Origin of the sequence: Acinetobacter sp. 809848, assembly GCF_000581275.1 — a bacterium.
Lineage (GTDB): Bacteria > Pseudomonadota > Gammaproteobacteria > Pseudomonadales > Moraxellaceae > Acinetobacter > Acinetobacter pittii.
In genome coordinates this window covers 1-13,423 of sequence record NZ_JEXG01000037.1, presented here as the reverse complement: position 1 = coordinate 13,423, position 13,423 = coordinate 1, and the positions used below count along the sequence as shown (strand labels likewise).

Below are 13,423 nucleotides of genomic sequence, written 5' to 3'. Positions count from 1 at the left end.
TATAAATAGATATACTGAAACTATAAAACCCCTCAATTGAGGGGTTTTTTATATTTCAGACAAATATTAAAAAATTCACTAGGCATCTTTTAAAAAGCCTGATGCAAAGATTTTAAAAGCATTTAATGCTTCAGGAAGTACCTGTTCAGGATATTCACTAGAAGCCACCCATAATGCAGCGTTCATGGCAGCCCCATTTAAAAGCACTGCTGCCGCTTCTGGGTCTACAATTTTAATTTGTTCTGCTGTCAATAGCTGTTCAACACACTCACGGGTAGACTGCAAACATCTATTTTGACTTGGCCAATGCGCTGGATCGCCCAGCACTGCAGGTCCATCACGTAACACAATACGCTGAAACTCAGGATTTAAAGCATTTTGAATATAGGTCTGCCCTTCAAGTAACAATCCTTCCCAAAGATCATCAGGCTGCTCTAAATGCTGCTGGGCATATTCTGCCATTTGTGAATCAATTTGATCGACGACTGCAGCAAATAAACCACGCTTATCGCCAAAATGATGGTACAGCGCCCCCCGGGTCAACCCTGCTTCTGCCGTGAGTTTATCCATTGAAGTATCTGCATAGCCATATTCAGCAAATGCACGACGTGCTACTTCAATCAGTTTCTTGCGGGTTTCCGCCATCTTTTGTTCACGAACAGACATGTATTTCACCAGCTAATCATCACAAAAAATTTTAATTGACATACGCCTCGTATGTCAATTATGTTTACATACGAGGCGTATGTGAAACCTGAGCGACATTTACTGATTGGTATTTAAATACTGAAGGAGAGCAAACCTGATGAGAACTGCAATATTTCCTAAAGACCGCCATGCCTTATATGAACAGCATGGTTATTCAGCCGCAATTCAATCGAAAGATTTACTCTTTGTTTCAGGACAGGTTGGTAGCCTTGAAGATGGCTCACCTGTACCTGATTTTGAAAAACAGGTGATCCAAGCTTTTAAGAACTTAGCAGAGACACTGAAAGCAGCTCGTTGTACTTTCGATGATATTATTGATGTCACCACCTTTCATACTGATCCAGAACGGCAGTTTGAAAGTATTATGAAAGTTAAAAATCAGATCTTTACACAAAAAACTTATCCCAACTGGACCGCTGTAGGCGTAACCTGGCTAGCGGGTTTTGATTTTGAGATTAAAGTTATTGCACGTATTCCTCATAATAATTAGTTCAAATTAGCACTTACTTTAATATTCGATTCATTGGCTGAGCTGAGATTATTGGTTCAGCTTGAATCGCAATTCGGTATAATGGTGTATTGCCTTTTTTATATCTCCATTATGGCTGAAAAGTTAATTAGCTCCCCTGTTCGTCATTGGTGCGAATTTGAGTTTATTTCCAAAACTGTGAAAAATCCCAATATCCATATTAAAGGAAATTATTCTTATTATTCAGCTTATTGGGATCAAGGCTTTGAACGTTGTGTAGTACGTTATTTACATGACAAAGCTTCAACCCCAGAAAAACCGATTGACCAACTTTATATTGGCAATTTTGTTTGTTTTGGTGCTGAGTGCGTGATCATGATGGGTGGCAATCAGCTTCATAGACCCGACTGGATTTCAACTTTTCCTTTTGATACTCGTAGTTTTTTGGCGGCTGGTGATACTATTATTGCTGATGGCTGCTGGATTGGTAGCCGTGCAATGATTATGCAAGGTGTCAAACTAGGTGAAGGCGCAGTGGTCGCCACTGGAGCCGTAGTAACTAAAGATGTTCCTCCTTATGCAATTGTAGGTGGAGTGCCTGCGAAAATTATTAAATATCGCTTTCCTCAAGAACAAATCGACAAACTACTTGCTTTAAAACTTTATGATTTAGATGAGAAGCAAATTTTGAAAATACGTGAATATCTTCAAACTGACGATATTGATGCTTTATCTACACATATAGAAAATTTGCGCAATTTATAAAAATTTATCTACAAAATTTGTCGTTATAAAATCACAAATGATTACGTGCTTGAATTTAAATCGTCAAAAAATAGGTATAAAGTATTAATAAATAAGCATCATTACAATAAGGAAAATACTCATGTTATATCAACATATTCTAGTACCAATTGACGGTTCTGAAACTTCTATGGTCGCCATGAAAGAGGCCATTAAGCTGGGAAAAGCATTAAATAGCAAAATTACAGTTGTACAAGTGATGGCACTTGATCCATTTATTGGTGATGTCTACGTAAAAACTGGCCAAACTAATGAGTTGATTGAACGTACAAGAACTTATTTGCTCGACATTTTAGAAAAAGCAAAACAAGAATTTGCCAACGAAGGCATTACTGTTGAAACCAAACTGTTGGAAGGCTTTGTTGTACATGAGGAAATCATTCAAGCTGCTCAAGACTTAAATGCAGATCTGATTGTCATGGGTTCTCATGGCCGCACGGGAGTCCGAAAACTCGTGTTGGGAAGTGTTGCACAAAAAGTTTTAGGGGAAAGCCATATTCCTGTGTTAATTGTTCGCTAAAGTGAGAATGCCTGTCTGGCTAAAGTGAGCAAGATAGGCTTCTATTTCTTAAAAGGCATAACCTCTTCACGCGATTGCTCAACCGTTATTGTTTTTTTACTTTTGAAAGCTTCCCAAGAATAATTTTTATAATTTAATTGCCATAAATAATATGGTTGTCCCACATCTTTAAATTGAATGTTTAGTATCATCCATGCCTCATCATGACAATGGGGCGATTTTTTATAATCTTGTTCTGAAAAACATGCTCGAATCATTTCTCGTGAAGAAAAAGCAATATCTTTTAGTACAACTTGATACTCCCCATGAGGTTTGAGCTTAATGAAGTCAGCATTTTCTTCAAAACGCCCTCCTCCTGAGTAACCCGTAAACCATCTATTAACTACTGCGATTGCATACTCATTTTTATTTAATGGATATAAAGCTGGAAAGATTTGTAATCCATCTGCTCCCAAATCATCGGTATGAGGCTCTTTATTATGATGTTGATAATCTTTAAAGTCCCATTGATCAACTACTTTATATTGATTATTTTGCTTCTTAACCTGAACAATTTGTGGACTTTCATCTATTAGGTAATAAATCGAATCTTGCGTATTTTTTCCCTTCCACAGGATAGCTTCACCACTGCATTTCTGTCTCAGTTGCTTGCATATCAAATCTATGTCTTGCTGAGAAGCCTTTATATTTGCAAAAGGTTGAGTTGAAATATCCTTTTCAGCATAACTCATCTGTGCCATCAAACTTAAAAGTAATACTGCTCCACTACACCATTTATTATTCTTTTGCATGTATATTTACTCTCTAACATAAATATTAAGGCTGCCAAGCAAACTGCTTTAAGTCAACTTTACCATTTAAAAAATAGACACCTTCAGCTTCCAATTTTAATTGCTGAATATTTTCACCTTTTTCATTAAATTTACTTAGGCTAATTTTGCCTTGAGAATTAATTACACGATACCAAGGAACTTGATGATCAGCCTCAAGATGTTTCAAAACATAGCCCACTAATCTCGCATGTTTTGGTAATCCTGCCATACGAGCCACTTGTCCATAGGTTGCAACTTTTCCGCAAGGAATCAAAGCAATGACTTCTAAAATTTGCCGATGTAGTTCATACTGAGTTGTCAAAATGGACTCCATAAAAATTGACATCATTCATATCATATAAAAAATTTTGAACAAAACTAAATGCAATCCAAGGTGGGCTTGAGGGAAATCTGCATGAAAAAAACATTACTGGTGATTACTGGCACTTTACTATGCGTTTCTTGTACTACACGCCCTCCTCTTCCTTTAGGAGAAACACCTAAAGTCTCTACAGATGGCCGCCCTATTATTCCAGTCACTTTTGTTTTTACAACCAACTCTCCCGAAGCTACAAAGTTTGATAATTATCAACAGATGCGTAAGGAAATTAAAATATTAAATAAATACTATGTAGATGATAAAAATAATAAAATTTTTAAATTTAAATTACATCGTTATATTCCTTATGAAGAGTTTTCAAAATTACATTGTGATTTAAGACAACAGATTAATCAGCCCTACCCAATTACGATTGAAACCATTCCTGCCAGTGTAAATACGTGTTTTCCCAAACGAACTGCAAGTAAAGAAGTGATTGTTTTTATTTATGATGCCTACTCAACGAAATGGAAATTTGAAGATGTAACAAGTAGAGCTTTTCGTAATAATGGCAAACCCTTTATTTTATTAGACTGGAACCGCCTCAATTATAATATTCAGGCTGGTAGCGTACATGAAATGGGACATGTGTTTGGACTAAAACATGTTTGTGCACCAAAAGCTACAAAACGCACTCCAACCAACATCATGGCAAGCGCTGAATGTAAATTAGGCAGTGGTGGCTTAAGAAATTTAGGATTTACGCCAGTACAACTTCAAACTATTTTATCGACATACAAACAATATCCCTAAAATTTAATTTCAATATATGCTCCTAAATTATCCTGGGTAGCGATGTAATTTTCAGGGGTCAGTAAAGATGTCATGTAAGTACTCGCCTTTAAGAAATCTTCAGCATTGACTGAATACGGCTGCCAAAATGTTTTCAAATTATTGGTGTAAATTGGATAAAGGCGAAGTAAGTCTTTTGATAAATCTAACCTTGCTATACAGCCAAATGGTAAAGCATTGTGTTTTTCATATTCGCCATTGCTATTAAACACAGCATTGCCAATACCAAATACGACTGGCTTTTGGTTGATGATCTGGACAGGTTGAATAGTATGAGCACCATGGCCAATGATCAGGTCAGCGCCAGCTTGAGTAAGAATCGTAGCAAGCTTACTCTGTTCTTTTGCAATTGGCTTAAAGTCGACACCCCAATGGCAAATAACAATAATTTTATGTTCAGGATGAATCAGCCTATAGCGACCTATTTGTTCAAGCAAAACACCATTTAAACACGCGACCCCACTCTTATGACCTAAAGCATAAAAATCATAATCGAGATAGGCAGTGTCTCTGTGCCAGTATCCGTTAAAAATGGTATAGCACTTATTTTCAAAAGAGAGTTCAAAGTAGTTATGAGCATCTTTTTGGTTTACACCAGCACCAATATAAGAAATGTTAGCCTGATCCAATTGTTGTAATGTATAGGTCAGCCCGCGATCCCCATAATCTTTTAGATGGTTGTTTGCCAACATCACATGATTAAGGTGAATATTTTTGAATGCTGCTAATGTTTGTTCAGCATCAGCTTTAAGAATAAAAGGCTTTTTATGATCTAAAGGAGACTGGTTTTCTAAAGAAAATACCGCTTCAAAGTTAGCAATATTTAAGTCATTTTCACCTAAAAAAGCTTTTATTTTTTTAAAAGAATAGTTATATCCATACTGTTGCAGAGCATCTATTTGCCCTCTAGCCTTACGTTTTTCAGTGTAGATTTCCCCAAAGTAGGTATCGCCTAGAATGTTAATAATGCCACTTGGAGCTGAACAAACTTTAGGTCTTATAGTCTGTGCTTGAAAACAGTGATAATAAGGAATTAAGTGCTCAGCACGATGAATATCATCTAAAAAAGAAAAGAAACCAATCGTTTGGTTTTCTTCAAAGAACGTCAGATAAATTTTTCTAAAAGAATTTGTAAGATATAAGATCTCTACTACATGCTGTCCCATTAATGGTGTCTGAGGGAGATAAGACTTTCCTTGAAAATTCAGCTCTTTTATAAAGAAGAGTTTTTTTATTTCAACTGGGTAACTAAAAATTTTTCTAAGCAATAAAAACAAATTCTTTAACTGATTTTGGGTAACTTCATTTTTTAAAGTTAAGTTATAGGTAGCGGCTCTTTTAGAGAAAATTAAAGATGCTTGCTCATTTGTACCGCAGAGCATATTACTTAAAGCATCTTTTACATCTGCTGCTTGAGTAAAAATTAAGAACTGCAATAACTCGGTAAATGTATAACTTTCTGATGCTTTTAAACCTAAATTTTGCTGTCCAATGTGCTTACTCATATTTTGTAGCACAACATAGACATCTTGAGCTTGTACTTTTTTTTGCTGAAATTGTTCTAATGCGTAGTCGATTAGAAGTAGTGTTGAAATATCATCGTCAAATTCGAATTGCCATATAGCTTCATCAAAATTTGTAGTATCGATATGAGCTAATAATTTGATTTCAACGGGTTGATACTTCATGATTTATCACCTTTGTAATCTTTTACATAGGCGATGTAGCCCGATAAGTTATGTTCTTGGTCATCAATCCTTACTCGAAAACGATCATGACGAATATAAAACGCATGTAAAATTTTATCTGGCCGAGCCATATACATCGCCATTTCCGGATAAAAAAAGCCTGTCGTTTGAAAATCAGCTCTAAACTCAATTAGCTTTTGAAGCTCAGGCATATACGCCTGATCAAAAAGTGCTGTCCGTCCCTGCTCTTTTAAACGGTTCACCATTTTATAAGCAGCCATTAGCATTTCTAATAAAGTTGCATATGTTGTTTTTCGATTTTTAATAAAAATAAAATGTTTTAAATAATTATTTAAACCAAAAATAAAATATTTATCTTCAGGGCATATTTTAGTGAGTTCATTTGTACAATAACTTAACCAATGATCATGGTATTTTTCATATCTTTTCTCAATAAAACATTCAAACATTAATTTAACAGTTTCTAATAATCTAGAATCTTGGTTAATTTGATATAACCTTAATAAAGCTAAAGCAGCTTCACCATCATAATAAATAATTCTGAATTTTTCTTTTAAATCATAATCTGGATAATTTAATACATGAGTTGTTGAGCCATTTGAATCTATTAATTTTAAAATACCATTTGCTAGTTTTTCTGCATATTTTTGATAATCAGTTTTTTGAGTAATTTCTTGATATTTAGTTAACATTAAAATAGCAGCCGCATTGGCACCTAATTTAATTTCAAATTCCCCTTCTTTACCATCAATCATAAAAGCAGTTTCTGAGTCTTTTTCTTTATAAAAGTTGGTCAGTGCATATTGAATAGCAGAATGTATCTTGGGCCAATATTCTGGCTTGCTCTGCACTTCAAATGTTTCCAGCAACGCATACACCGAGGTACAGTGGCGTACCGTATTGTAGTTACGAATATCTCGATCATAGGCAGAAAAATAGCCATAGATAAATTTGCCATTTTCTTGAATTTGATCATGCAAAAATGCCGAATTTTTTTCAATTAACGACTGAAAATGCTGTTTCTTATTGCTCGAAATCGCCCTAATACCATTCGCATCATAACTGCTCGCTAAATTAATGAATTGCCCATTTTCATAAAATGCTGCGTAGGTATCAAAAGTCCAAATGTCTTGTAGCTCTTGTAGTTTAATCTGTGGTTTAGTCGCGTTATATTTTTGCTTAATTGAATAATTCAGATTTGTTTCATCAAAAAAGTTGGGTTTGTCATAGCTCAAACCTCGAATAATTGCTTTTCCATAAATCTCTTGCTCAAGAAAAGCTACTGAACAGTGTTCATCAAACCCAATACCTTTACGGTAGTGGTTGTTGTGAAATTGATGATGGACTTGCTGCTCTACTACTTTCCAAGTTTGTTTCGTTAAATTATATGCAACATCAATTTTTATATAATCAACAAGTGACTCATGTGCAAACTGGTCATTAATGAAGGCTAATAATTGTATTTTTGCTTGTGAAAAGCTTGTTTTTTCACTATGCCAGACATTACATCTTTGGTCTTTAGGCCCATAAGATATAAATAAAATCGTCTTCTTTTGAAGATCTGAAACATGGGGAGCGATATGTTCTAACCAAAGGTTCAGTTGTCTTTGGAAGTTTAAAAATGCTGTCACTCGAAATCAGTCCCTATCCGTTATTTGTTGTTCTATAAAGTTTTCAATGCATCATAACATGAGCATGTAAAAAGCTAAGTTAACGTATTGTTTAAAGATAAAAAAAGAGCCCGAAGGCTCTTTTTTCTATAAGTCGATTGTCAGATTAGAAAATGATTTGACCATTGTTGATCAAGTCATTCAATGTGACTGGACCAGTAAGGTTAGTCAATTGAAGCAATGGTGTTTCAGTGTAAGTACCTTCTACAAGTAATCCACCATCACGGTCTACGCTGATTGTCGCAGTTTGAGTACCAGCATCGTAGCTTACTGACACATATTGACCGATTGTTAAGTTAGTTTGAGAACCAATTAACAAGTTACTTAAGTCAATCTTATCAGCCTGATCATCCGTTGCAGTATTACCTACATGGAAGTCAGTCCATACATCTACACCACCACCTGTTGTGTTACCACCAGTTGCGTTAGTTACGCTTGCAGCAGTTAATGTGTTGTAGATCAAGGTATCAGAGCCGTTACCAAGAGCAAATGTATCATTTGCCGCAGTACTTACTGCAAGGCTATTCAACTCTTGACTCAAGTTAATCGTCAATGTAGAGGTGTATTCACTACCATCGATCACTGAAACTAACTTGTAATCAATCACATCAACTGTCGCATTTGCAGCGCTGTCTAATGGTTTGTAGAAGTAAGAACCATCATTGTATAGATACAACGTACCTTCACCTGTATTGACTCCTTGACCAGCAGCTAGTTCATAAGTACCAGTTGTTGAGTTCATTACATAGAGCTGTGTACCTTCTACCACATCATTAGTAAGAACGTTACCAGTAATCCAGTCGGTTTGACCATCTGGTGTGTATTGGTCTAGATGAGTCGCTGTGGTTGTAATTACTGTATCTAAAGTAACTTGGCCAATAGCAACTAGAGCACTAATGTTGAATACGATTTGGTATGTACCTGCAGACAGATGTGGGACATCTGTCGAGTAGGCTGGAGCACCCAACACGCCAGCTAAAGCCGTCGCTGAACCTGAATAAACCGTATCTACCCATACACCACCTACAAACTGCTGAATCTTATAAGCTACAGTTGGTAATGCCGATAAGCTTAATGATGCAGTGTAGTTCAACTGTATATGAACATCACTAACAGTGTTCGCACCAATTACAAATTGGCTAGAAGTGACTGTACCCGTAGTACCGTAGATCGGAGTACCAACAATTGGAACAGTACCAATCTGAGCAAATTGTAAGTCACCACTCGCCACTGAAGCGGCAGGATCTACCACTGGTTCCATACTGATTGTTGCATCATCTGTATCAGCTGTTACAGATGGTGTTGGAAGCGTAGCATCTGCCGAAGGATCTGCTGTATTCCAAGTGACATCAACATCTGGCGAACCAACTTGAACATGTAATGTAGCGGTATCAGTTCTGCCAGTCACTGGATCTGTCACTGTGTAAGTGAAGCTATCAACTTTACCTACATTCGCCATATCCGCAGTTGCCTGATAACTATAAGTACCATCTGCGTTAATAGTCAGAGTTCCGTATACCCCAATAACCGTTGCTGGAGTACCCGCTACAACTGTAGTTGTATTACCATTTTCAGCTGTAACAGCAGTTACTACTGAAGTTGTCGTAATGTAGTCCGGCACATAGTTTGTACCGTAAACCGCAGAGTTATCATCAGCAAGTACATTACCAGTTACAGGATCAACAACCAGTACAGGCGGTTGAGTGATATCACCGTGATTCAGCGTAATATCCGCAGTCACACTACCTAAAGCTGTAAGTAATGTGTTGCTTTCCATGAACAACTCATAAGTACCGGCACTTAAGTTATCAATCTTGAATTGAACTTCAGAACCAAAGATACCTAACAAATCGATCACGCCAGTATCAGAGCTATCTGCAACTACAGTACGAGTGCCATCTGGATTTAATCGTGTTAATACCACATGTAAACCGTCGACAACCGTAGCAACCGAACCAAAGTTCACTGCAATAATCGCATCAGTCAGATTACCTGGATCAACTGTAAATGTCGCTGTTCCTTCTCTAGAACCGATAACAACTCCACCTACACCGAGTAACCAGTTGTAGCTAATCGCGTTATCAAGTACCTCAGTCGTTACTGGATAAACCATGTCTATTTCAGCTGAAGCAACGTTATCCATCGCATCTACTGGAAGCGGACTAGTAATTACAGCTGGTTGAGATGGATCTGCATCGTTCCAAGTCATATCTACACTGTCACTATCGAGACGAACGTAAAGTGTTGCCTCAGAAGTGTTACCTGTTACAGGATCAAGCAAGGTGTAGGTAAATTGATCTACCTGACCTAGGTTTGCTCCGTCTACAGTTGGGGTATAAGTGTAGTTACCATCTTGGTCGATCACCAATGTACCGTATGTACCAGTGATTGTTGCACCAGCAACTGGATCAACAGCAATACCATTCACTTGAGAGATGACAGCATTACTGCTTGCCGCATCAACTTCACCAGTGAGGCTCGCATCTTTGATGACATTACCAGAGATCGGTTCAACAGAGTAACTAGCCACGATGTATGGATTGTAGACATCCATCGTACCAGTTAATGTTCCGCCTAAACCTACACCGACTAAACCTTCATATCCAATGAATGCACGGTACTGACCAGCATCCAATCCTTCAAGTACAGCTGTTGGTGTTCCACCGATAAGTGATAGATCGATGAGTGATGCTTCTGGGTTAGTACCACCAATCGATACCCATTGGCCTGTTGCTTCATCAAATTTCTGAACAACAATCGCATAATTACTGAGTAAATCTGCTGTGATTAACGCATCGAATGTGAACGTTGCTGTGCCTTCACGGTTTGGATCAACAGTAAACTCAATTGCATCGTTACCAAGCAATTGTAAATCCAGACCAGCTAACGATACAGCTACAAGATAACTCGCACTACCTAACGCAACATCATCTGCAACAAGCAACGGTTCTGGGTTGATCTCTGCAGTTACAACATTATCCACTGCTTTCACAGAGCTCAATTGAATATTGAGGTTTGCTTGAGCCGTATCACCAGTTACAGGATCAGTTAATGTGTAGACAAATACATCTGTTTGACCTACACCTGCTGCACTTGCAGTAGGGGTATAAGTGTATGTACCGTCTGGATCGATTACCAAAGTACCGTACAACCCGTTGATCACAGTATCTAGCGCTGTAACAGGCTGACCATTTACTGCTGTAACTACAGTCGTAGCGGTTACAACGTCTGTTTCGCCACTGGTATTGATATCAGTAATCACATTCCCATCAGCAACTTCGGTGTAGTATCCACCTACTTGTGTTGTGTCATAAACATCCATTGTGCCTGTTAAGGTACCCAGTAAACCGATACCTAGAAGACCGTTGTAAGTCATGAATGCACGATATTGACCTTCTTCTAGACCTTCAAGAACCACACCAGGAGTTGAACCTAGTAAAGTAAGATCAAGAATATCAGCCTCACCACCGCCATAGACCGAAGTCCATTGGCCTGTTACTGGGTCAAGTTTCTGAACTACTAGAGAGTAATCAGATAATGCATCTACTCCAATTAAAGCGCTGTAAGTAAAGGTCGCATTGCCTTCTTGACCAGCACCCACTGTAAAGCCGATTGACTCTGACCCTAACTGCAAATCAAGTCCAGCAAGCGATACAAGTGCTAGATAAGTGTTGCTTCCTAGTGCTGCATCATCTTGTACAAGCAATGGTTGAGGAGCAAGTACAGCTGTATCAGTGTTATCGAAAGCAATGATAGAGCTTGCAAGAGTATAAGTTTGCGTATCTTGAAGTGTACTAGCGTTTCCTGCGAGGTCTGTGAATGTCGCAATAGCATCAACAGTTAAGTCTGAATCTGCTACAAGACCACTACCAGCTACATCAACTGTCCAAGTACCTGCTACGGCATCAACTGTGGCTGTATAGTCAACACCATTTACAGTAACCACAACACCTGTTGTTACTGCATCTGTAGGGATGTTGGTCAATGTACCTGTTAAGGTCACTGATCCACCAGCTTCTGTCGCATCCAAGATGTTATCAGCAGTAACTGGGTCAATTGCTAACACAGTTGTAGTGATATCAGGTGGAGTAACATCTAGAGTTACCGTTACGTCTGCATCAGCAACATCTACGTTACCTTGTGCATCTACAGCCTCAGCATGAATCACAATCTGACCAGTCACAGGATCTGCTGCTGTTGCGGCAAGAGTCGCTGTGATGAAGCCGTTTGCAAGGTCAGCTGCAGTCACGGTGTAGTTAGTACCGTTAACATTCACCACTGTGCCATCGATTGCATCAGGTCCCAATGCCACTTGTGCATTGAAGGTGCCGTCTGTACCAAGTTCTGCAGCATTCAAGATACCGTCGCCATTTAAGTCTTCAGGAACCGTAATCGCTGTAATCAGATCTTGTGGAGTTGTATCAATTGTTAAGGTTACATCTGCATCTGCAACATCTACGTTACCTTGTGCATCTACAGCCTCAGCATGAATCACAATCTGACCAGTCACAGGATCTGCTGCTGTTGCATCCAGAGTTGCTGTGATGAAGCCATTCGCAAGGTCAGCTGCAGTCACGGTGTAGTTGGTACCGTTAACATTCACCACTGTGCCATCGATTGCATCTGGTCCCAACGCCACTTGTGCATTGAAGGTACCGTCTGTGCCTAGCTCGTCTGCATTCAAGATACCGTCGCCATTTAAGTCTTCAGGAATCGTGATCGCACCGATCAGGTCTGCAGGCAAGGTATCTACAGTCACGGTGACGTCTGCATCTGCAACATCAAGGTTACCTTGTGCATCCACTGCTTCTGCATGGATGGTCACAGGGCCTTCGCCTGTGACAGGAATCGCTGCAGTGATGAAGCCGTTTGCAAGGTCAGCTGCTGTCACGGTGTAGTTAGTACCGTTGATATTCACTACTGTGCCATCGATTGCATCTGGTCCCAACGCCACTTGTGCATTGAAGGTACCGTCTGTGCCTAGCTCGTCTGCATTCAAGATACCGTCGCCATTTAAGTCTTCAGGAATCGTGATCGCACCGATCAGGTCTGCAGGCAAGGTATCTACAGTCACGGTGATATCTGCATCTGCAACATCAAGGTTACCTTGTGCATCCACTGCTTCTGCATGGATGGTCACAGGGCCTTCGCCTGTGACAGGAATCGCTGCAGTGATGAAGCCGTTTGCAAGGTCAGCTGCTGTCACGGTGTAGTTAGTACCGTTGATATTCACTACTGTGCCATCGATTGCATCTGGTCCCAACGCCACTTGTGCATTGAAGGTACCGTCTGTGCCTAGCTCGTCTGCATTCAAGATACCGTCGCCATTTAAGTCTTCAGGAATCGTGATCGCACCGATCAGGTCTGCAGGTACTGTATCAATAGTAAGCGTAGCTGTATCTGTAGCAGTATTTCCAGCTGGATCAGTTGCAGTTACAGTTACAATATGAGGACCATCTATTAATGCAGGCAAAGTATTGTCTGCAAGCGTCCAAGTACCATCACCGTTATTCACTGCCGGATAATCAACGCCATCCACATTCACAACCACAGTGGCTGT

Annotated in this window: 10 protein-coding genes; 4 read left to right on the top strand and 6 right to left on the bottom strand. The window is 39.0% G+C overall.

The features are described from left to right. Positions 1-78: 78 nt before the first annotated feature. On the bottom strand, positions 79-666 hold the full coding sequence (locus J536_RS20250; RefSeq protein ID WP_002115531.1) for a TetR/AcrR family transcriptional regulator: 588 nt from the start codon (positions 664-666) through the stop codon (positions 79-81). A gap of 139 nt (positions 667-805) precedes the next feature. Here J536_RS20250 and J536_RS20245 point away from each other — a divergent pair, with 139 nt between their 5' ends. The 3 genes from J536_RS20245 to J536_RS20235 all read left to right on the top strand — a co-directional run bounded on the left by J536_RS20245 (position 806) and on the right by J536_RS20235 (position 2,501). Next, positions 806-1,198, top strand: coding sequence for a RidA family protein (locus J536_RS20245; protein WP_081404175.1), 393 nt, complete (start codon positions 806-808; stop codon positions 1,196-1,198). 111 nt (positions 1,199-1,309) lie between these two features. After that, positions 1,310-1,942: a CatB-related O-acetyltransferase gene (locus tag J536_RS20240; RefSeq protein ID WP_032057419.1), complete on the top strand. Its 633-nt coding sequence runs from the start codon at positions 1,310-1,312 to the stop codon at positions 1,940-1,942. Positions 1,943-2,063: 121 nt separating this feature from the next. Next, complete coding sequence (locus tag J536_RS20235; protein WP_032063749.1) at positions 2,064-2,501, top strand: universal stress protein; 438 nt, start codon at positions 2,064-2,066, stop codon at positions 2,499-2,501. Positions 2,502-2,542: 41 nt separating this feature from the next. Here J536_RS20235 and J536_RS20230 read toward each other — a convergent pair whose 3' ends face one another. Next, complete coding sequence (locus tag J536_RS20230; protein WP_032063748.1) at positions 2,543-3,292, bottom strand: hypothetical protein; 750 nt, start codon at positions 3,290-3,292, stop codon at positions 2,543-2,545. A gap of 25 nt (positions 3,293-3,317) precedes the next feature. Next, a complete protein-coding gene (locus tag J536_RS20225; protein WP_081404177.1) occupies positions 3,318-3,647 on the bottom strand; it encodes an MGMT family protein in 330 nt (109 codons plus the stop codon). Between the two features lie 81 nt (positions 3,648-3,728). Here J536_RS20225 and J536_RS20220 point away from each other — a divergent pair, with 81 nt between their 5' ends. Next, a complete protein-coding gene (locus tag J536_RS20220) occupies positions 3,729-4,445 on the top strand; it encodes a metalloprotease (RefSeq protein WP_032063744.1) in 717 nt (238 codons plus the stop codon). Here J536_RS20220 and J536_RS20215 read toward each other — a convergent pair. The 3 genes from J536_RS20215 to J536_RS20205 form a co-directional block, all read right to left on the bottom strand. Further along, positions 4,442-6,172: a CapA family protein gene (locus J536_RS20215; RefSeq protein ID WP_032063742.1), complete on the bottom strand. Its 1,731-nt coding sequence runs from the start codon at positions 6,170-6,172 to the stop codon at positions 4,442-4,444. The genes J536_RS20220 and J536_RS20215 overlap by 4 nt on opposite strands. After that, entirely contained in the window at positions 6,169-7,824 is a 1,656-nt protein-coding gene (locus J536_RS20210) for a poly alpha-glucosyltransferase (protein WP_032063740.1), read from the bottom strand. The genes J536_RS20215 and J536_RS20210 overlap by 4 nt, the downstream gene beginning before the upstream one ends. A gap of 145 nt (positions 7,825-7,969) precedes the next feature. Next, positions 7,970-13,423 (bottom strand): BapA/Bap/LapF family large adhesin (locus J536_RS20205; RefSeq protein WP_155758156.1); only part of this gene is annotated, 5,454 nt, incomplete at its 5' end.

Bases quoted from the DNA above. Each gene is read 5' to 3' on its own strand.
- J536_RS20225 (WP_081404177.1), bottom strand. From the start codon at position 3,647: ATGGAGTCCATTTTGACAACTCAGTATGAACTACATCGGCAAATTTTA.
- J536_RS20215 (WP_032063742.1), bottom strand. From the start codon at position 6,172: ATGAAGTATCAACCCGTTGAAATCAAATTATTAGCTCATATCGATACT.
- J536_RS20240 (WP_032057419.1), top strand. From the start codon at position 1,310: ATGGCTGAAAAGTTAATTAGCTCCCCTGTTCGTCATTGGTGCGAATTT.
- J536_RS20250 (WP_002115531.1), bottom strand. From the start codon at position 666: ATGTCTGTTCGTGAACAAAAGATGGCGGAAACCCGCAAGAAACTGATT.
- J536_RS20245 (WP_081404175.1), top strand. From the start codon at position 806: ATGAGAACTGCAATATTTCCTAAAGACCGCCATGCCTTATATGAACAG.
- J536_RS20230 (WP_032063748.1), bottom strand. From the start codon at position 3,292: ATGCAAAAGAATAATAAATGGTGTAGTGGAGCAGTATTACTTTTAAGT.
- J536_RS20220 (WP_032063744.1), top strand. From the start codon at position 3,729: ATGAAAAAAACATTACTGGTGATTACTGGCACTTTACTATGCGTTTCT.
- J536_RS20235 (WP_032063749.1), top strand. From the start codon at position 2,064: ATGTTATATCAACATATTCTAGTACCAATTGACGGTTCTGAAACTTCT.